The organism is Sphingomonas sp. BK580 (assembly GCF_014194975.1).
Lineage (GTDB): Bacteria > Pseudomonadota > Alphaproteobacteria > Sphingomonadales > Sphingomonadaceae > Sphingomonas.
This window is the reverse complement of sequence record NZ_JACIAY010000006.1, coordinates 172,611-191,871: the sequence shown is the minus strand read 5'-3', so window position 1 is coordinate 191,871 and position 19,261 is coordinate 172,611. Positions and strand designations below refer to the sequence as shown.

General features: G+C 70.2%; 21 protein-coding genes and 1 riboswitch. Of the genes, 8 read left to right on the top strand and 13 right to left on the bottom strand.

All coding sequences use genetic code 11. The features are described 5' to 3' along the window. The 8 genes from FHY05_RS12840 to FHY05_RS12810 form a co-directional block, all read right to left on the bottom strand. Complete coding sequence (locus tag FHY05_RS12840; RefSeq protein WP_183944806.1) at positions 1-1,128, bottom strand: serine hydrolase; 1,128 nt, start codon at positions 1,126-1,128, stop codon at positions 1-3. A gap of 144 nt (positions 1,129-1,272) precedes the next feature. Further along, on the bottom strand, positions 1,273-2,856 hold the full coding sequence (gene nadB / locus FHY05_RS12835) for an L-aspartate oxidase (RefSeq protein ID WP_183944805.1): 1,584 nt from the start codon (positions 2,854-2,856) through the stop codon (positions 1,273-1,275). A 415-nt stretch (positions 2,857-3,271) separates the two neighbouring features. After that, positions 3,272-4,225: a DUF1080 domain-containing protein gene (locus tag FHY05_RS12830; protein ID WP_311732474.1), complete on the bottom strand. Its 954-nt coding sequence runs from the start codon at positions 4,223-4,225 to the stop codon at positions 3,272-3,274. 392 nt (positions 4,226-4,617) lie between these two features. Further along, the gene (locus tag FHY05_RS22550; RefSeq protein ID WP_258046665.1) at positions 4,618-4,752 is read right to left on the bottom strand and encodes a hypothetical protein; all 135 of its coding nucleotides are present in this window, start codon (positions 4,750-4,752) and stop codon (positions 4,618-4,620) included. Between the two features lie 320 nt (positions 4,753-5,072). After that, positions 5,073-6,494, bottom strand: a complete 1,422-nt coding sequence (locus FHY05_RS12825) for an ammonium transporter (protein WP_183944803.1) — start codon at positions 6,492-6,494, stop codon at positions 5,073-5,075. Between the two features lie 11 nt (positions 6,495-6,505). After that, a complete protein-coding gene (locus tag FHY05_RS12820) occupies positions 6,506-6,844 on the bottom strand; it encodes a P-II family nitrogen regulator (RefSeq protein ID WP_132908565.1) in 339 nt (112 codons plus the stop codon). Between the two features lie 335 nt (positions 6,845-7,179). After that, positions 7,180-7,380, bottom strand: a complete 201-nt coding sequence (locus FHY05_RS12815; RefSeq protein ID WP_132908564.1) for a DUF2007 domain-containing protein — start codon at positions 7,378-7,380, stop codon at positions 7,180-7,182. Continuing rightward, the gene (locus FHY05_RS12810; RefSeq protein WP_183944801.1) at positions 7,380-7,931 is read right to left on the bottom strand and encodes a pyridoxamine 5'-phosphate oxidase family protein; all 552 of its coding nucleotides are present in this window, start codon (positions 7,929-7,931) and stop codon (positions 7,380-7,382) included. Before FHY05_RS12810 ends, FHY05_RS12815 begins: the two co-directional genes overlap by 1 nt. 52 nt (positions 7,932-7,983) lie before the next feature. On the opposite strand from FHY05_RS12810, the gene FHY05_RS12805 reads away from it, so the two are divergent. After that, positions 7,984-8,229 (top strand): type II toxin-antitoxin system CcdA family antitoxin, encoded by a 246-nt coding sequence (locus tag FHY05_RS12805; RefSeq protein ID WP_183944799.1) that lies wholly within the window; start codon positions 7,984-7,986, stop codon positions 8,227-8,229. Then, on the top strand, positions 8,229-8,525 hold the full coding sequence (locus tag FHY05_RS12800) for a CcdB family protein (RefSeq protein ID WP_183944798.1): 297 nt from the start codon (positions 8,229-8,231) through the stop codon (positions 8,523-8,525). The genes FHY05_RS12805 and FHY05_RS12800 overlap by 1 nt, the downstream gene beginning before the upstream one ends. A gap of 4 nt (positions 8,526-8,529) precedes the next feature. Here FHY05_RS12800 and tldD read toward each other — a convergent pair whose 3' ends face one another. Both tldD and FHY05_RS12790 read right to left on the bottom strand, forming a co-directional pair. Next, positions 8,530-9,945 carry a metalloprotease TldD gene (tldD, locus tag FHY05_RS12795; RefSeq protein ID WP_183944796.1) on the bottom strand — a complete coding sequence of 472 codons (1,416 nt, stop codon included), beginning with the start codon at positions 9,943-9,945 and terminating at the stop codon, positions 8,530-8,532. Positions 9,946-10,202: 257 nt separating this feature from the next. Further along, entirely contained in the window at positions 10,203-10,439 is a 237-nt protein-coding gene (locus tag FHY05_RS12790) for a zinc-finger domain-containing protein (RefSeq protein ID WP_183944794.1), read from the bottom strand. 99 nt (positions 10,440-10,538) lie between these two features. Between FHY05_RS12790 and FHY05_RS12785 the strand changes: the two genes are divergently transcribed. The 6 genes from FHY05_RS12785 to FHY05_RS12760 all read left to right on the top strand — a co-directional run bounded on the left by FHY05_RS12785 (position 10,539) and on the right by FHY05_RS12760 (position 14,903). Continuing rightward, positions 10,539-11,480: an ABC transporter ATP-binding protein gene (locus FHY05_RS12785; RefSeq protein ID WP_183944792.1), complete on the top strand. Its 942-nt coding sequence runs from the start codon at positions 10,539-10,541 to the stop codon at positions 11,478-11,480. Between the two features lie 167 nt (positions 11,481-11,647). Further along, complete coding sequence (purH, locus tag FHY05_RS12780) at positions 11,648-13,219, top strand: bifunctional phosphoribosylaminoimidazolecarboxamide formyltransferase/IMP cyclohydrolase (RefSeq protein ID WP_183944790.1); 1,572 nt, start codon at positions 11,648-11,650, stop codon at positions 13,217-13,219. A gap of 127 nt (positions 13,220-13,346) precedes the next feature. After that, positions 13,347-13,649: an alkylphosphonate utilization protein gene (locus FHY05_RS12775; RefSeq protein WP_183944789.1), complete on the top strand. Its 303-nt coding sequence runs from the start codon at positions 13,347-13,349 to the stop codon at positions 13,647-13,649. 1 nt (position 13,650) lies between these two features. Further along, positions 13,651-14,340, top strand: coding sequence for a uracil-DNA glycosylase (gene ung / locus FHY05_RS12770; RefSeq protein ID WP_183944787.1), 690 nt, complete (start codon positions 13,651-13,653; stop codon positions 14,338-14,340). 42 nt (positions 14,341-14,382) lie between these two features. Continuing rightward, positions 14,383-14,637, top strand: a complete 255-nt coding sequence (locus FHY05_RS12765; protein ID WP_183944785.1) for a type II toxin-antitoxin system Phd/YefM family antitoxin — start codon at positions 14,383-14,385, stop codon at positions 14,635-14,637. 5 nt (positions 14,638-14,642) lie between these two features. Beyond that, positions 14,643-14,903, top strand: coding sequence for a Txe/YoeB family addiction module toxin (locus FHY05_RS12760; RefSeq protein WP_311732473.1), 261 nt, complete (start codon positions 14,643-14,645; stop codon positions 14,901-14,903). A gap of 40 nt (positions 14,904-14,943) precedes the next feature. Here FHY05_RS12760 and thiC read toward each other — a convergent pair whose 3' ends face one another. The 3 genes from thiC to FHY05_RS12745 all read right to left on the bottom strand — a co-directional run bounded on the left by thiC (position 14,944) and on the right by FHY05_RS12745 (position 19,259). After that, positions 14,944-16,869, bottom strand: a complete 1,926-nt coding sequence (thiC, locus tag FHY05_RS12755; RefSeq protein WP_183944781.1) for a phosphomethylpyrimidine synthase ThiC — start codon at positions 16,867-16,869, stop codon at positions 14,944-14,946. Between the two features lie 37 nt (positions 16,870-16,906). Continuing rightward, a riboswitch (TPP riboswitch) is annotated at positions 16,907-17,018 on the bottom strand. Between the two features lie 86 nt (positions 17,019-17,104). Continuing rightward, positions 17,105-18,178: a ferritin-like domain-containing protein gene (locus FHY05_RS12750; RefSeq protein WP_183944779.1), complete on the bottom strand. Its 1,074-nt coding sequence runs from the start codon at positions 18,176-18,178 to the stop codon at positions 17,105-17,107. Between the two features lie 58 nt (positions 18,179-18,236). Then, positions 18,237-19,259, bottom strand: coding sequence for a ferritin-like domain-containing protein (locus tag FHY05_RS12745; RefSeq protein ID WP_183944778.1), 1,023 nt, complete (start codon positions 19,257-19,259; stop codon positions 18,237-18,239). Positions 19,260-19,261 lie beyond the last annotated feature (2 nt).

Sequence of the window (19,261 nt, the reverse complement as noted above, 5' to 3'; positions counted from 1 at the left end):
TCACGTCCCGTCCTCGTCGCCCCCCGTCGCGCGCGGCTGCGCGCCGGTGAGCGCCGCGCAGACGTTCTGGATCAGCTGCTGGCGCAGCCGCATCGGCGCGGTGGTGTCGCCGATCATCACCGCGATGGCGTAGCGTCGCCCGTCCGGCGCGGTGAGCAGGCCGACGTCGTTGAAGCCCGCGTTGCGCGCGCCGAAATCCTGTCCCGTCCCCGTCTTGTGCGCCACCTTCCAGCCCGGCGGCGTGGCGGCACGCAGCCGCGCGTGGCCGGTGCGCGAGGCCGCCATCGTGTCGAGCAGGATGCGCGTCGACGTCTCGCTGAGGAGCTCGCCGCGCGCCAGCCGCGCCAGCGCGCCCGCGATCGCCACCGGCGCGGCGCCGTCGGGCGGGTTGTCGATGTAGCGCTGCAGCGCCGCGCGGCGCGCCGCCGGGTCGAGCCGGGCGCGCGCCGCCTCGAAGCCGCGCCCCATCGCCATCGACTGGTTCCAGGTCAGTCCTGCGGTACCGCTCTGCAGCAGCCGCTCGCCCGGACCGAACTTGATCGCGCCGAGCTGGTGCTGGGCGATGAAGCGCCGCACCGCCGCCGGGCCGCCGACCACCGTCAGCAGCCGGTCGTTCGCGGTGTTGTCGCTCTGCGTCAGCGCACGCGTCAGCAGCCCGCCGACGGTGGTGCGATAACCGTTGGCGCCGACGAGACCCGCGATCGGCTGGTGGAACAGCGTGAGATCGTCGCGCGTGACCAGCACCGGGTCGTCGAGCGTGAGCCTCCCAGCGTCGCGCTGCGACAGCACCGTCATCGCCACCCAGGTCTTGCTGACGCTCTGCTGCGGCAGGCTGAGATCGCCGCCCTGCTGCACCACCCAGTCCTCGTCCACCGCGACGATCGCCGCGCCCGCCTTGCCCGGGAAGTTCCGGATGAGCTGCTCGACGCGGGCCTGGAGCGCGCGCGGCGCGGCCGAACGGCGCGGCGGCGGGGGCGGCGGCACCGCGGCGAGCGGCACCGGTATCGACACCAAGGGCCTGGGCGGTGCCGCGGGGATCAAGGCCGAGCCCGCACCAGCGCCGCAGCCCGCGATCAGCAGCGTCCAGCCGACGATCGCGGCGCGGCGTCCGAAAGTCCGAGTACCCATATCCGCCGCCACCAACCCCGCTTGACTCGCGTCTGTGGACAAAAATGACGCGGACACAAAGTGCTGCGACTCGCCGCTGCGACGATCCTTGGCCGCGGCGCGACGAACGGTGGAGCGGGCGGTGCGGCGGAGCGGCTCCACGGCTCAGGCGCGCGGGACCAGCACGGTGTCGGCGGGTGCATCGAGTGTCTCGGGCCAGTCGAGCGTATAGTGAAGCCCGCGGCTCTCGTGCCGGTGAAGCGCCGAGCGGACGATCAGCTCGGCCACCTGGAGCAGGTTGCGCAGCTCGATCAGGTCGGGGGTGACGCGGAAGTGGCCGTAATAGTCCTCCACCTCGCTGCGCAGCAGGTCGATCCGGTGCTGTGCGCGCTCGAGCCGCTTGGTGGTGCGCACGATCCCCACGTAGTTCCACATGAACCGGCGGATCTCGGTCCAGTTCTGCTTGATCACCACCTCCTCGTCGGAGTCGGTGACGCGGCTCTCGTCCCACGCGCGCACGGCGGGGGGCGGCGGCAGCGAGTCCCAATGCCGCGCGATATGCTGCGCCGCCGCCTCGCCGAAGACGAAACATTCGAGCAGCGAGTTGGAGGCGAGCCGGTTGGCGCCGTGCAACCCCGACTGGGTGCACTCGCCCGCGGCGTAGAGGCCGGGCAGATCGGTGCGGCCGTCGCGGTCCACCACGATCCCGCCGCAGGTGTAATGCTGCGCCGGCACCACCGGGATCGGCTGGGCCGTCATGTCGATGCCGAGCCCGAGGAGCTTCTCGTGAATGTTGGGGAAATGCGCGCGCACGAACTCGGCGGGCATGTGGCTGATGTCGAGGTGGACGAAGTCGAGCCCGTAGCGCTTGATCTCGGCGTCGATCGCGCGCGCCACCACGTCGCGCGGGGCGAGCTCGAGCCGGTCGTCGTACCACGGCATGAAGCGCCGCCCCGTGGTGGGGTTGATCAGGTGCCCGCCCTCGCCGCGCACCGCCTCGGTGATCAGGAAGTTCTTGACCTCGAGATGGTACAGGCAGGTCGGGTGGAACTGCATGAATTCCATGTTGGCGACGCGCGCGCCGGCGCGCCACGCCATCGCGATCCCGTCCCCGGTGGCACCGCGCGGCGCGGTGGAGAAGAGATAGGTCCGCCCCGCCCCGCCAGTCGCCAGGATCGTCGCGCGCGCGGTATGCACCTCGACCGCGCCGGTGCGCCGGTCGATCGCGTAGACGCCCCAGACGTTGCCCGCGCCCGAGTAGCGCTCCTCGTGGCGGCTGGTGGCGAGGTCGATCGCGACCTGGTCGGGGACCAGCGTGATGTTGGGATGCGCCTCTGCGGCGCGCTGGAGTGCCTCCTGCACCGCCCAACCGGTCGCGTCGGCGACGTGGACGATGCGGCGGTGCGAGTGGCCGCCCTCGCGCGTGAGGTGGAGCGCGCCTCCTTCCTCTGCAAACGGCACGCCCAGCGCGCGCAACCGCGCGATCGCGGCAGGCGCGCGCTCGACCACGAACTCGACGATCGCGCGATCGTTGAGCCCCGCGCCCGCGACCATCGTGTCCTCGACGTGGTGCTCGAACGTGTCGCCGGGCTCGAGCACCGCGGCGATCCCGCCCTGCGCCCAGGCGGTGCTGCCCTCGTTGAGCGCGCCCTTGGCGAGCACGGTGACGGCGAAGCGGTCGGCCAGGTTGAGCGCCGCGGTGAGCCCGGCCGCGCCCGAGCCGACGATCAGGACGTCGCTCTGTGTCATGCGCTTAGCCCGCGAATGTTGCGAATGTTGAGTCGCTGGCGCGTGTCGCGCGGGGTGTGAACGTGGAGTCGGCGGCGGGCGGGTCGCGCGGGGCGGTCGGGCTCGGGGACGGGCATGACGCCCATGTGGCACAGCTGCGGGCCGTTAGGACAGCGCGACTTGCGGGCGACGATCCTCCCCGCTCCGCGGGGAGGGGGGCGTGCGGGCGAGATCGTGTCCCCCGGACACGATCTTGGCGTGCCGGGGGCGCGCCAAAGCCCTCACGCCGGCCTCAGGCCGGTGGTGGAGGGGGGCTTCCTCACTCGCTGCACTTGGTTAAGCAAACCCGCGGACGCCGCGATCTGCGGAGAGCCCCCTCCACCGCCGCACTACGCGCGGCGGTCCCCCTCCCCGTGCCGGGGAGGAGTGATCGGCCTCACTCCTTCGCCACCACCCGCGGCAAACGGTCGATCGGCTCGACCGTGATGTCGCGGAACCAGGTTTCCGCACCCTCCGACTGGAGCTGGACGCTCCCGTGCGTCAGCGGGGTGCGCTTGCCCGCGGCGTCGACCGTCGCCAGACCCTCCACGACCATGACCGGCACGCCGTTGACGACGTGCACGGCGCGGTCGCCGAGCACGTAGAGGTCGAGCGTGTTCCACTGCCCCGCCGGCTTCTCCGCGTCGCGCGCGTTCTCGACGTTCCAGATCAGCGTGCCGTTGACGATCTCGACCGGCCGCCCGCCCTGGCGGTAACGCACCGGCGGCGAGACGAGCGTCGGGTCGAGCGCGGCGGTGGTGCGCAGGCGCACGTCGCGCCCCACCGCCACCGCCATGCCGGTCGAGCCCTGCATGATCTCGAACTCGACAGACGGCTGCCACGTGCCGAACACCGCGCCCGGCGCGCCATGGGTGTGATAGAGCAGCCCGTTGTTGGGCGGCTGGCCGAGCCGCGGCGCCCAGCGCTTGGCGCCCCAGCGATACTGTAGCCGCAGGTGGTAGTCGCGCAGGTCTGCGTCGTGGACGAGCGCGCCCCAGGTCTCGCCCTTGACCCACAGCGCGGGGCGGCCGTCGATCGGTCGGACCGCGAAGTCTCCCGCGGTGTCGCGCGTCGTGCCGATCGGCGTCGCGCCGGGCTGGTCGCGATAGGTCACCGAGGGGTCGGGATAGCCCAGCCAAGGGTGCCAGCCGGCGAGGTCGCGCCCGTTCAGCAGCGCGCGTGCCTCGCCGGTGGGGCGCGGCACGTCGGCGAGGACGAGGCTCTGCGGGCGGGCGACGGCGTCGCCGACGGCCATGCGAGCCTGCGCCAGCTGCTCGGGCGTGGCGGGCGCCTGCGCGGCGGCGGGAGCGGACATCGCCGCGACGGCGAGCCCCATCAAGATCGGTCGCACGCTGTTTCCCTCCCGTGGCGTTGTTTGCCGAGAGGTATCGCAGGCACACGTCGCGAGAACAATGGGTATTGGGAACGTTCCCGGCGACGAGTGCTCGGCTTCAGCGCCGGACCCTTGCTACGAGGGAGCACCGCTCTACGCTGGCCGTGCTACCGGAGCGTGATCCTGCATCTTGCTCCCAACCGTCATCCCCGCGAAGGCGGGGATCCGTGCACGCTGACGTCGCGCCTCTCAGCGGAACCTGCGTGTCAGGATCCCCGCCCCCGCGGGGATGACGAAAGTCGAGGGTGCGAGAGATGGAAGATCAGAGGTAAGGTGGGGCTGCGCGCCGCGCGTCCGCGACGGCGTCAGCGCAGCCTCAACGTCTCGCGATCGCCGCCCCGTCTCGACCTTCAGCGCAACACCCACTCGCCCAGGAACACCACCGCGTCGGCGGCGAACTGCGCGAGATAGACGGCGGCGGTGAAGGCGGCCGCCGCCCCGACCACCACCGCGCCCTGCTCGCCGACATGTTTGATCGTCGTCATGGCACATCCTCTCCTCTGCGGAGCCGGGGCCACGATTCCCGGGGTCGCCCGGCTCTCGTCTTCTTATATAGCGGTTCGCCGTGGCCATGACCATCGTGCGGCGCAGCATGGATGCAGCATGGCGGGCGCCGTCGTGCTCCTCCGCCCGCGCGAGCCGTGGGCAACCAGGGCCCTCCTACGTGGCATCGGGTTCCTGCGTGCACGGGAACACCGCCCCAAACGAGAAAAAGGGCCCGGTATGTCGCCATACCGGGCCGAGGAGCGTCCGCAGGAGGAACGTCGTGGGCGGGCGGCGGCGTGAGGCGCCGCCCGCGATATCGTCAGTAATTGTAGGCGCGCTCGCCGTGCTCGTTGATGTCGAGGCCCTCGCTCTCGACCTCGAGCGAGGGACGCAGCCCCATCGTGGCCTTGAGCCCGAGGAACAGCACCGCCGAGACGCCGCCCGAGAGCACCAGCGTCAGCACCACCGCCTTGATCTGGGTCCAGACCTGCCCGGCGATGTCGTAGCTGCCTGCGACCGAGGGGAACTGGGTGTAGTCGATCCAGCCCTGCCCGCCGAGCGACGGCGCCGCGACGATGCCGGTCCCGATCGCGCCGACGATCCCGCCGACGCAGTGGATGCCGAACACGTCGAGCGTGTCGTCGTAGCCGAGCTTGTTCTTCACCGTCGTGACGAAGAAGAAGCACACCGCGCTCGCCACCATGCCGAGGAGGATCGAGGTCATCGGCGCGGCGAAGCCCGCCGCCGGGGTGATCGCGACCAGCCCCGCGACCGCGCCCGACACGCCGCCGAGCAGCGACGGCTTCTTGTGCACCACCTGCTCGATCACCGCCCAGGCGACCGCGGCCCCCGCGGTGGCGACGAAGGTATTGATGAAGGCGAGCGCGGCAGCGCCGTTGGCCTCGAGGTTCGAGCCGGCGTTGAAGCCGAACCAGCCGACCCACAGCAAGGAGGCGCCGATCATCGTCATCGTCAGCGAGTGCGGCGGCATCGGCTCGCTCTTGTAGCCGTGGCGCTTGCCGATGATGAGGCAGCCGACCAGGCCGGCGATGCCCGCGTTAATGTGGACCACGGTGCCGCCCGCGAAGTCGAGCGCGCCCCAGCCGTACAGCAGGCCGGCGTCGGTCGGCGCGTCGGCGAGGAAGTCCGGGCCGGCCCAGTACCACACCATGTGCGCCATCGGGAAATAGACGATCGTCAGCCACAGCACGACGAAGATCAGCAGCGGGGTGAACTTCACCCGCTCGGCGAAGGCGCCGACGATCAGCGCCGGCGTGATGCAGGCGAAGGTCATCTGGAAGCAGATGAAGGCATATTCGGGGATGTAGACGTTGTTGCTGAAGGTCGCCGCGGCCGAGGCCGGGCCGACACCGGCGAGGAACGCCTTGGAGAGCCCGCCGACGAAGGCGTTGCCGCTGGTGAAGGCGAGGCTGTAGCCCCAGCTCACCCAGACCAGGCTGGCGACGCAGACGATCATCAGCACCTGCATCAGCACGCTGAGCATATTCTTGGTGCGCACCAGCCCGCCGTAGAAGAGCGCGAGGCCCGGCACCGACATCATCAGCACCAGCACGGCCGAGATCATCATCCAGGTGGTGTCACCCTTGTTGACCATCGTCGCCATCTGCTCGGCGTTGGGCGCGCGCACCGGTCCGGCGGCCTGCGCCAGCGCGGGCGCCGCGGCCAGCGCCGCGATCGTCGCCACCGCCCCCGCGGCGGCGATCTTGCGTGAAAGTGTCATCCCGTCCCCCCTCACAGCGCGCTGTCGTCGGTCTCGCCGGTGCGGATGCGCACCGCCTGGCCGACGTCGAGCACGAAGATCTTGCCGTCGCCGATCGCGCCGGTGTTGGCCGCGGCCTGGATCGCTTCGACCACGCGGTCGGCGATGTCGCTGCCGCAGACGATCTCGATCTTGATCTTGGGCACCATGTTGGTGCTGTACTCGGCGCCGCGGTAGATCTCGGTCTGGCCCTTCTGCCGACCGAACCCCTTCACCTCGGACACCGTCATCCCCGCCACGCCGACTCCGGTGAGCGCTTCCCTCACCTCGTCGAGCTTGAACGGCTTGATGATCGCTATGACCAGCTTCATCGCGCCCCCTTTGCGTTTACCCGGGAAGACGCTTCGCAAGGCGCGTGCCAGTTGGCGGCAAGGGTGCTTCAGGAGCGGGGCTGGTCGCGGCCGCTGCAGGGCGATTTGCCGCGCCCGTCTCCCGCCCATCGTCGTACCCGCGGAGGCAGGGATCCATAAACGCTGACGTAGCGGCTCTATTCTCCAGCGTCAGCGCGTCTGGATCCGTGCCTCCGCGGGGATGACGATGAAGATCGTCAGGAGAGCAGGAGGTGAGGATGGCCACAGAGAGGAGCTCTCGGATCCCCGTTAACCACTGTTAAACTTTTGTGCACCGCCACAGGCGTGCCCGAAAATCAGGCACCCTCCGCCACGAGGCGCGCCGCGGCGAGATCGTCCTCGTCGACCATCACGCGCACCGGGATCAGTAGCCAGCTCCCATCGGCGATCGAGGCGCCGCCGTCGAACGCGAGCGCGTCGATCCCCTCGGACTCGAGCCGGCCGACCAGGATGTTGGCAAGGTTGCGGTCGTAGCGGCCGAGCTCCACCAGCGCCATCAGGCGGGCACCACGGTCGGGTTGCGCACCGGCAGCCCGTCGATGCTCGCGGTGCGCACCGCATATTTGGCGAAGCGCGCCGACTCGGGGTTGGCAGCGTGATATTTGTTGAGCGTCGCGCGCTCCCGCTCGAACGCCATGTGCGGCACGCCCCAGCCGCACGAGGTCTGCACCTGCCCCACCGCCACGACGAAGATCTGCCGCGTGCCGGGCAGCAGCGTGAAGTGGGCGGCGAGTTCGCCCCACTCGGCGTCCTGCGGCATGACCGCGCGCCCGCGGCCATAGATGCGGAAGATCAGCGCCGGATTGTCGAAGGCGCAGAACATGATCGTGATCCGACCGTCGGCGAGCAGGTGCGCGTTGGTCTCGTTCCCTGACCCGGCGACGTCCAGATAGGCGACCGTCGCGTCGTTCAGCACGCGGAACGTGTCCATGCCCTTGGGGCTGAGATTGATCCGCGCGTCCGCCGCGGCGGTGGCGACGAAGAACACCGGCTGGCGCGCGACGAAGGCGCGATGCTCGGCAGTGAGCGCGGGGAAGAACTCGGCCATGGCGAGCTGGCTCCGGTTTGACGCGCTTAAAGCATGCGCATAATCTACGCGCATGAAGCATGATCGCATCGCCTCGGGCAAGCGCCGATCGGTCAACATGACGATCGACAGCGGCGTCGTTGCCGCCGCGCGCGAGGCGGGGATCAACCTATCGCAGGTGGCCGAGGCGGCGATCCGCGAGGCGACCAGCGTCGAGTTGAACCGGCGCTGGAAGGAAGAGAATCGGGACTGGGCCGAGGCGGTCAATCGCTGGGTGGAGGAGAACGGGCTTCCGCTGGAGCGGTATCGCCTGTTCTGATGTCTCAATATGACGTGTTCCGCACCGCCTCGGGCGAGCTTCTGGTTGATTGTCAGGCGGAAGGGCTGGGGAACTTAGCGACACGCTTTGTCGCACCACTTCTTCCGGTCGACCGGGCGCCGGAAGCTCGCGCTCGGCTCAACCCGATTTTCGACGTCCTCGGCGAGAAGCATATGCTGGTGACGCAATTCGCCACGGCGATCCGGCGCAGTGAACTGCGCACCCCGATCGACTCGCTTGCCACCTACCGTCTCGACATCGTTGCCGCCTTCGACATGCTGCTGACCGGTATCTAAACGCTCACGCCGTCCCGCCCACGGTCAGCCCGCCGATCAGCAGCGAGGGCTGGCCCACGCCGGCGGGAACGCTCTGCCCGCCCTTGCCGCACATGCCGACGCCCTCGTCGAGCGCGAAGTCGGTGCCGACGCCCTGCACCTTGGTCAGCACGCTCGGCCCGTCGCCGATCAGAGTCGCGCCCTTGATCGGCGCGCCGATGCGACCGTCCTCGACCAGATAGGCCTCGGTGCAGGAGAAGACGAACTTGCCCGAGACGATGTCGACCTGCCCGCCGCCGAACGACTTGGCGAAGATGCCGCGCTTCACGCGCGACAGCAGCTCGGCGGGATCGTCCTGCCCCGCCTTCATGAAGGTATTGGTCATGCGCGGCATCGGCGCGTGCGCGAAGCTCTCGCGGCGGCCGTTGCCGGTCGGCGCCACGCCCATCAGCCGCGCGTTGAGCCGGTCCTGCATATAGCCGCGCAGGATGCCGTCCTCGATCAGCAGCGTCTCGCGCGTCGGCGTACCCTCGTCGTCGATGGTGAGGCTGCCGCGGCGGTCCTGGATCGCGCCGTCGTCGACGATCGTCACGCCCGGCGCGGCGACGCGCTCGCCGATCCGTCCCGAGAAGGCGCTGGTGCCCTTGCGGTTGAAATCGCCCTCCAGCCCGTGGCCGATCGCCTCGTGGAGCAGGATGCCGGGCCAGCCCGCGCCGAGCAGCACGGTCATCTCGCCCGCGGGCGCGGCGACCGACTCGAGGTTGACCAGCGCCTGCGCCAGCGCCTCGTCGATCGCGCGGTGCCAGGTCGCGGGTTCGAACAGCGTGTCGTAGAGATAGCGCCCGCCCAGCCCGAAGCTGCCGGTCTCGCGCCGGCCGTTCTGCTCGGCGACGATCGAGACGTTGAGCCGCACCAGCGGGCGAACGTCGGTGGCGACGAAGCCGTCGGGACGGACGATCTCGATCACGCTCCACGTCCCCGACAACCCGACCGAGACCTGCGCCACGCGCGGGTCGCGCGCGCGCGCGGCGGCGTCGATCGCCTGGCACAGCGCGACCTTGTCGGCGAAGGGGACGAGATCGAGCGGGTCGGCGTCGGTGTAGCGGCGCTGGTTGGTGTGCGAGGGCGCGGCGGCGCGCGGCTGCGCCGAGGGATCGATCAGCCGCATCGTCGCGGCGGCGCGCTCGATCGCGGCGGCACTGAGCTCGTTGGCGTGCGCGAAGGCGGTCATCTCGCCCGAGACCGCGCGCAGCCCGAAGCCCGCGTGGGTGTCGTAGCTCGCGGTCTTGAGCCGGCCGTCGTCGAAGCCGAACGCCTCGGCGCGGCGATACTGGAGGTAGAGCTCGCCGTCGTCGGCGCGGTCGAGCGCGGCGGCGGTGAGCCGCAGCGCCGCGTCGGGATCGAGCGAGTCGCGGTAGAGGAAGGAGCGCGGATCGGTCATCGCGCCAAGATAGGGACCCGCGCGGTCGGGCGCCACTCGTCAGGCGCGGGGAAGCTGCTCGATAACGACTTTCGGGCTAGATCAATCCTCCCCTGCAAGGGAAGGTGGCAGCGCGAGGCCGTCGGAGGGGTGACCCCGATCAACGAGGTTTGCTCCGCACTTGCCGCCCGCGACACCCCTCCGTCACGCCTTCGGCGTGCCACCTCCCCTTGCAAGGGAGGATCGAAGGACAGATACGGCCGGCGCGACGTCCCCGTCTACTGCGGGCTGGCGCCGTCGGGGATGTCGGGCAGCTGGCTGTGGTCGGCACCGTCGGCGGGACCGCCGATCAGCACGAAGCGGCGGTCGCAATAGCCACAGTCGACGTAGCCGTGCTCGTCGATCTGGAGCCACACGCGCGGGTGGCCCAGCGCGGCGCCGCCGGGGATGTCGCTCGCGCCGTCGCAGGCGACGCGGGGTTGCGAGACGCGGACGAGTTCGGGCGGCGGCAGCATGGCCGAAGCGATTAGCAAGCACCGCCGCCCGAGACAATCCCGCCGCGTCCCTCCCATGCAGGATTGGCAAGCCCCGCGCGCGCGCCTACCTCCGCGCGTATGACCGACGCCGCCATCGCCATTCGGGACCTGTGCAAGACCTACGCCGGGGTCGGCGGCGCGCCGGGCAAGCGCGCGCTCGACGGGGTCAGCTTCGAGGTGCCGCGCGGCTCGATCTTCGGGCTACTCGGCCCCAACGGCGCGGGCAAGTCGACGCTGATCAACATCCTCGCCGGGCTGGTCAACAAGACCAGCGGCAGCGCCGAGATCTGGGGCTTCGACATCGACGCGCACCCGCGCAACGCCAAGGCCTCGATCGGGATCGTCAACCAGGAGATCCTGTTCGACCCCTTCTTCACCCCCGTCGAGACGCTCGAGATCCAGGCCGGGCTGTACGGCGTGCCCAGGAAGGAGCGGCGCTCGATGGAGCTGCTGCGCGCGGTCCACCTCGAGGACAAGGCCAACGCTTACGCCCGCACGCTGTCGGGCGGGATGAAGCGGCGGCTGATGGTGGCCAAGGCGATGGTCCACGCGCCGCCGGTGCTGGTGCTCGACGAGCCGACCGCGGGCGTCGACATCGAGCTGCGCCAGCAGCTGTGGACCTATGTCCGCAGCCTCAACGACGCGGGCGTGACGGTGGTGCTGACGACCCACTATCTCGAGGAGGCCGAGGAGCTGTGCGATCGCATCGCCATCATCAGCGGCGGCCGCGTGATCGCCAACGAGCCGACCGCCGAGCTGGTCGGCAAGGCGCAGGAGAAGGTGGTCGCGGTCACCGTCGACCGCGACGTCGCGGTGGTGCCCGAGAACGCCTGCTTCGGGAAGATCGCGCTGAAGGGCACGCGCACGCTGGAGATCACCTACGCCAAGGATCGGGTCAACGCGGGCGAGGTGCTCGGCGCGGTGCAGGCCGACGGCTACGGCATCGTCGACGTCTCGACCAAGGAGGCCGACCTGGAGGACGTGTTCCTCAACCTGACCCGCGCGGCGAGCGGGCGCTGATCGCGGCGTGCTCCTGCGAAAGCAGGAGCCCACTACCACGCGCGTCGCGCCTCGTTTCTCTGGGCTCCCGCGTGCGCGGGAGCACGGCAAGGCGCCCGGCGACCACATAGCACCCTCCCCCGCACGGACGCTTGAGCCACCGCGCGCGCCCGCGTAAGCGCGCGCGCATGAGCATCATCCCGATCCGCCGCGCGCTCCTGTCCGTCTCCGACAAGAGCGGCATCGCCGACCTCGCCACCGCACTCGCCGCCAAGGGGGTCGAGCTGGTCTCGACCGGGGGCACCGCCAAGGCGCTCCGGGACGCCGGGCTCGACGTGCGCGACATCAGCGACCTGACCGGCTTTCCCGAGATGATGGACGGGCGTGTCAAGACGCTCCACCCCAAGGTCCACGGCGGGCTGCTCGCGGTGCGCGACGACGCCGCCCACGCCCAATCGATGCTCGAGCATGACATCGGCGCGATCGACCTCGTCGTCGTCAACCTCTACCCGTTCGAGCAGACCGTCGCCAAGGGCGCGGGGCGCGACGAGGTGGTGGAGAATATCGACATCGGCGGCCCCTCGATGGTGCGCTCGGCGGCGAAGAACCACGCCTATGTCGCGATCGTCACCGATCCCGCCGACTACGCGCTGGTGGCGCGCGGCGAGACCGACCTCGCGGAACGGAAGAGGCTCGCCGCCAAGGCCTATGCGCTCACCGCGGGCTATGACGGGGCGATCGCGCGCTGGTTCGCGGGGACCGACCAGGGCGAGACCTTCCCGGCGACCCTGCCGCTGACGCTGCGCCGCGCGGGCGACGCGCTGCGCTACGGCGAGAACCCGCACCAGCAGGCCGCCTTCTACGCCGCGTCCGACGGCGTCGCGGGCATCGGCCAGGCCCGACAGGTCCAGGGCAAGGCGCTGAGCTACAACAATTACAACGACGCCGACGCGGCGCTGGAGCTGGTCGCCGAGTTCCGCGAGGCGGCGCCGACCTGCGTCATCGTCAAGCACGCCAACCCGTGCGGCGTCGCCACCGCCGCGACGCTGGCCGAGGCCTATCAGGCCGCCTTCGCGTGCGACACGGTGAGCGCGTTCGGGGGCATCATCGCGGTCAACCGCGCGCTCGACCGCGCCACCGCCGAGGCGATCACCGGCATCTTCACCGAGGTGGTGGTCGCCCCCGACGCCGACGCGGAGGCACTGGCGCTGTTCGCCGCCAAGAAGAACCTGCGGCTGCTGCTCACCGGCGCGCTGCCCGACCCGCGCCGCGACGGGCTGACCGCCAAGTCGATCGCGGGCGGCTGGCTGGTCCAGTCGCGCGACGGCGGCGCGGTGGCGCGCGCCGACCTCAAGGTGGTGACCGAGCGCCAGCCGAGCGAGCAGGAGCTCGCCGACTGCCTGTTCGCCTGGACGGTGGCCAAGCACGTCAAGTCCAACGCGATCGTCTATGCCAAGGACGGCGCCACCGCGGGGGTCGGCGCGGGGCAGATGAACCGGCTCGAGTCGGCGCGGATCGCGGCGTGGAAGGCGAAGGACGCCGCCGACAAGGCGGGCTGGGCGAGCCCACGCACGATCGGCTCGGCGGTCGCGTCGGACGCCTTCTTCCCCTTCGCCGACGGGCTGATGGCGGCGGTCGAGGCGGGCGCGACCGCGGTGATCCAGCCGGGCGGCTCGATCCGCGACGAGGAGGTGATCGCCGCCGCCGACGCCGCCGGGCTGGCGATGGTGTTCACCGGGATGCGCCACTTCCGCCACTGAGGCGGCGCGGTGCGCGTGCTAGCGCGCCCGTGTTCCTGCGGACGCAGGAACCCAGTGTCGCGGAGCGCGACGCCCGTGGCTCGGTGCTCCTGCCTGCACCGAAGCACCGAGGGTAGAAGGACCGAGCATGAGCGTCGACGAGTACGTCTACGACGAGGAGAGCGGCGAGTGGGTCAGCGCCGCCGCGCTGGCGGAGAAGCAGGCCGCCACGGCGACGGTGGAGGTGCGCGACTCCGTCGGTAATCTGCTGGCGGACGGCGACCAGGTAACGCTGGTCAAGGACCTCGACGTCAGAGGCGCGGGCCAGACGCTCAAGCGCGGCACGTTGATCAAGTCGATCCAGCTGACCGGCGACGCGCAGGAGATCGACTGCAAGTTCGACGGCATCAGGGGGCTGGTGCTGCGCGCCGAATTCGTCCGCAAGCGCTGAGATGAGCTGGCCGCCGCGTCTCGATCCCAGCTGGGCGGCGCCGCTCGCCGCGGCGCTCGCCTGCCCGACGATGGCGGCGCTCCAGGCCTTCCTCCGCGACGAGGCCGCGGCGGGCAAGGCGATCTTCCCGCCCGCGGCGGCGCGCTTCCGGGCGCTGGAACTGACGCCTCTCTCGGCGGTGCGCGTCGTCATCCTCGGGCAGGACCCGTATCACGGGCCGGGCCAGGCGCACGGCCTCGCCTTCTCGGTGCCGCCGGGGGTCAGGCCGCCGCCGAGCCTCGTCAACATCTACAAGGAGCTGGCGAGCGACCTCGGCGCCGCGCCGCCGCGCGACGGCTCGCTCGAACATTGGGCGCGGCAGGGCGTGCTGCTGCTCAACACGGTCCTGTCGGTGGAGAGCGGCCGCGCCGCCTCGCACCGCGCGCGCGGCTGGGAGGCGTTCACCGACGCGGTGATCCGCGCGGTCGCGGCGAAGGAGGAGCCGGTGGTGTTCCTGCTGTGGGGCGCGCACGCGCAGGCGAAAGTCGGGCTGGTGCGCGCGGTGGACGCCGCGGGGCGGCATCTGGTGCTGTGCGCGCCGCACCCTTCGCCGCTGTCGGCGTACAAGGGCTGGTTCGGCGCGCGGCCCTTCAGCCAGGCGAACGCGTTCCTTGAGGCGCGGGGGCGGGGGCGCATTGCCTGGTCAGCTTGAGCACGCGTTGCAGCTTTGTACAGAATATTGTACGCCGCTGGCATGGAAACGCTCACCGTGTCCGAGACCCGCGCGAACCTGAAGGCCGTGCTCGACCGGGTCGTTGCCGACAAGGCGCCGCTGCAGATCGTTCGGCCAGCCGGCGAGGGTGTGGTGCTGGTGGCGCAGAGCGAGTGGGAAGGAATGCAGGAGACCATGCACCTGCTCTCCTCTCCGGAGAACGCGAGGCGGCTGCTGGAGGGGATCGGGCGCTTCACTGCTGGCGAGGGCGAGGAGCACGAGTTGCTCCGTCCTTGAGGATCGTGTTCGATCGCGACGCCTGGCTCGACTATGTGGCGTGGCAGAACGAGGACGCCGCGACGGCACAGCGGATCAACGCGCTGGTCGAGGATGCGAGGCGCCATCCCTTCACGGGGCTCGGCAAGCCGGAGCCGCTCAAGCAGAGCCTCAGAGGCTGGTGGTCACGACGGATCAGCGGCGAGCACCGACTGGTCTACCGGGTGAGCGGTAGCGGTGCGACACAGGCGCTCGAAATTCTGAGCTGTCGCTACCACTACCGTTGAGACCTTGCCGTGGCCGGAGGAGATCCGGCCGTAGATAGCATCAGTCGTGCTCGCGCCCGCCCGCGCCGACATACACCTCCCCGCCCGTCTCCTTGAACCGCTCGCTCATCGCCGCCATGCCCGCCTCGGCGTCCTCTGCCGCGACGAAGCTCGCCACCGGCGCGTTCTGCTTCGCCGCGAAGTCCCGAGGTTCGGGATCGCGACCTGCTCCCAGCAGGTCGCTATTCGCCGCGCGGGACGCGGCGAAATCCCGAACCTCCTGCGTGATCTTCATCGAGCAGAACTTCGGCCCGCACATCGAGCAGAAATGCGCGGTCTTGGCGCCCTCGGCGGGCAGCGTCTGGTCGTGGTACGACTCGGCGGTGTCGGGATCGAGCGACAGGTTGAACTGGTCGCGCCAGCGGAACTCGAAGCGCGCGCGCGACAGCGCGTCGTCGCGCAGCTTGGCCGCCGGGTGGCCCTTGGCTAGGTCCGCCGCGTGCGCCGCCAGCTTGTAGGTCACCACGCCGACCTTGACGTCGTCGCGGTCGGGCAGTCCCAGATGCTCCTTGGGGGTGACGTAGCAGAGCATCGCGGTGCCGTACCAGCCGATCATCGCCGCGCCGATGCCCGAGGTGATATGGTCGTAGCCCGGCGCGATGTCGGTGGTGAGCGGCCCGAGCGTGTAGAACGGCGCCTCGCCGCACGCCTCGAGCTGCTTGTCCATGTTCTGCTTGATCTTGTGCATCGGGACGTGGCCGGGTCCCTCGATCATCACCTGCACGTCCTGTGCCCAGGCGCGCTTGGTCAGCTCGCCCAAAGTGTAGAGTTCGGCGAACTGCGCCTCGTCGTTGGCGTCGGCGATCGCGCCGGGACGCAGGCCGTCGCCGAGCGAGTAGGCGATGTCATAGGCCTTCATGATCTCGGTGATCTCGTCGAACCGCTCGTACAGGAACGACTCCTTGTGGTGCGCGAGGCACCATTTCGCCATGATCGAGCCGCCGCGCGAGACGATCCCGGTGACTCGCTTGGCCGTCATCGGGATGTACGGTAGCCGCACCCCGGCGTGGATCGTGAAATAGTCGACGCCCTGCTCGGCCTGCTCGATCAGCGTGTCGCGGAAGATCTCCCAGGTCAGCTCCTCGGCGATGCCGCCGACCTTCTCCAGCGCCTGGTAGATCGGCACGGTGCCGATCGGCACCGGCGAGTTGCGGATGATCCACTCGCGCGTGTCGTGGATGTTGCGCCCGGTGGAGAGGTCCATCACCGTGTCCGCGCCCCAGCGGATCGACCAGACGAGCTTGTCGACCTCGCTCGCGACGTTCGAGGCCACCGCGCTGTTGCCGATGTTGGCGTTGATCTTGACCAGGAAATTGCGCCCGATCGCCATCGGTTCGCTCTCGGGGTGGTTGATGTTCGACGGGATGATCGCGCGCCCGCGCGCCACCTCGTCGCGGACGAACTCGGGGGTGACGTAATCGGGGATGGCGGCGCCGAAGCTCTCGCCGTCGCGGACGTACGCGGCGAGCATCTCGCGCCCGAGATTCTCGCGCGTGGCGACATATTCCATCTCGGGCGTGATGATGCCGCGGCGCGCGTAGTGCATCTGGCTGACGTTGGCGCCGGCCCTGGCGCGCAGCGGGCGCTTGTTGACGTTGGGGAAGGGCTGGACGCCGCCGGAGCGATCCGGACCGAGCTGGCCATTGTCCTCGGGGCGGATCTCGCGCGCGTCATAGCGCTCGACGTCGCCGCGCGCCTCGATCCAGGCGGTGCGGCGCGCGGGCAGGCCCGCCATGATGTCGATCGCCGCGGCCGGATCGGTGTAGGGACCGGAGGTGTCGTAGACGTTGAGCGGCGGCTCGCCGCAGCCGGGCTCGAGCTGGATCTGCCGCATCGCCACGCCGAGCGGGCCGACATGGATCTTGCGCGAGCCGCGGATCGGGCCGGTGGTGACACCGATCTCGGTGCGGGCGGGGACGTCGGCCATGCGTCTTCTCCTCGTGCTCGCGGGGGAAGACGGTGGTCCGGGGACGCCGCTCCACTCCCTACGCCGGTGTCAACCGGATCAGGTTCGGCGGGTCGAGGGCTGCTACCCTCCTCTCAACCGCGGCATCGGCGGTCCCCCGGGGAAGCCGGCACCATAGCGGCTGGAACGGGAAGGTCGCAACGGAAAAGGCGCCGCCCGCGGTAAACCGCGAGCGACGCCCTCGCTCCGAAGGGACTTAAGCCAACGGCGAGGAATAGTTGCCGCTGGTGCGGAGTGCCGCGATCGAGTTGTTCGTACCGGCCGGGAAGAAGCCGCCGCTCGTCACTGCCGCCTTGTTGAGATAGGCGATATTGTGGACTTGTTCGGAAGAGCGGCTGAACGCGATCCCATTGTCATCGGCGGGCACGAGGTTTGCCACCGTGACGCCGTTATCGGTGCGTGTGAGGCCCTGGTCGAGGTCGCGGCGATTCGTGGCGTTGGTAGCTGGCTGACCATCGAGCGAGTCGCGAGCATCGGACAGCGCGTTAGCCTTGGTGATGGCGGTCACGGCGCCGCTCTGCATCGAGCCAAGCCGATACAATTCGGTGCGGATCAGGCCGGCATGGTACGCTTCCGCTGCCAGGATGCCAGCGGCCGCCTCGAGATAGGTAGCGCTGGTGATCAGCGGCGACGCACCCTTGTATGCGGTGACGCCAAGATCCTCGAACAGGAAGGCGGCGAGCAGGAAATTTTCGTCATTGGCGTAGGGGTCGAAAGTGTCAGACGAGGAGATGATCCCCGCCGCCTGCGCCGCGGCGGTGAAGGCCCCCGTCGCGCCGCCGTCGATGTTGATCGCTGGCTGCGCGATCACCAGTGTCGACCCAGCGGCGGTCAGCACCGCGCGCAGCGCCGTGACGTGCGCGATCTCGTCGCCCGCGATCTCGCGCGCGTAGGACGCGATCACCGGGTCGGTGAAGGTCACCTGCCGCCCACCCGTGACGTCGCCCCGCGTGCCGACCGCGCCGGTCAAACTCGCGTCGGGCAGCCGCCGGCCGAACGCCGCGATCGAGTAGAATTGCGCCTCGAGATACTCGAGGTTGAGCGCGAGCTGGAGGATGCCGACGTCGGTGGCAACGCCGCTGGTGCTCGGCGTCGGGGTGGGCGATGGCGTCGGCGTGGGCGAGTCCTCATCGTCGCTGCCGCAGGCGGACAGCAGGCCGAGGCCGCCCGCGGCGGCGGCACCCGCGCCGGCGAGCTTGAGGAAGCGGCGGCGCTCGGCACGCCGCTCATTGGCGAGCTCGAGCGCGGCGAAGACGGAATCCTTGATCATGATGACGGTCCCTCTGTCAGGGCGATACGGGGAAGGCGATCGGGGGCGCTCACGCGCCTCAGGCCGATGCCGCGCTCGTCTTGATGTTGCCGTTGACGCCGGCGGGGAAGAAGCCGCCGCTGCTCACCGCCGCGGCGTTGAGGTAGACGATGTTGAGCGTCTGCCCCGCCGAGCGGCTGTAGGCGATGCCGTTCTCGTTCAGCGGCACGATGTTCGAGACGGTGCCGTCGCTGGTCATGGTCGCGGCGATGCCCTGGTCGTCCTCGGCGGCGATGCCGCGCACCGCGTCGGTGGTGGCGGTCTTCCCGTCGAGCGTGTCGCGGGCGTCGGAGATCGCCGTGGTCGCCTCGATCAGCTGGAGCGACGGCGTCGCCAGCCCCTTGCGGTACAGCACCGAGCGGATGATCGCGGCGTGATACGCCTCGACCGCGAGGATGCCGGCGGCCGCCTCGACGAAGGTCTTGTTGCTGATCAGCGGCGCTGCCCCCTTGTACGCGGTGACGCCGACGTCCTCGAAGATGAACGCGCCGAGGAGGAAGTTCTCGTCGGAGGCGTAAGGATCGAAGCTCTGGCCTGCCTGGATCAGCCCTGCCGCACGGGCGGCGACGCTGAACGCGCTGGTGGCGCTGACGCTGAGGTCGATCGCGGGCTGCGCGGCCCGGGTGGTGTCGCTGAACTGGCCGCGCAGGAAGCGCACATGCGCCAGCTCGTCGGCCGCGATCTCACGCGCATATTGCGCGACGAGCGGGTCCTGGAAGCTCACCTTGCGACCGCCGGTCGCCGCCCCCGCGGTGCCGACCCCGCCGCTGGTGTCGGCCGCGGCGAGCGCCGCCCCGGTCGCGGCGAAGGAGTAGAAGTTCGCCTCGAGATACTCGAGGTTGAGCGCGAAGGTGAGCACGTCCGCCTCGGTGAAGGTGGCGGTCGGCGTCGGGCTCGGCGAGGTCTGCGCCTGTGCCGAGGCGGCGAAGGCGGTGGCGCCGATCGCCGCGGCGCCGGCGACATGGGTGAAGAAGTCGCGGCGCGACTCGCGGCGGCGCGCGCGCGCCTCGAGCGTCTCCATCAACGGCTGGCGATCCGGCATGA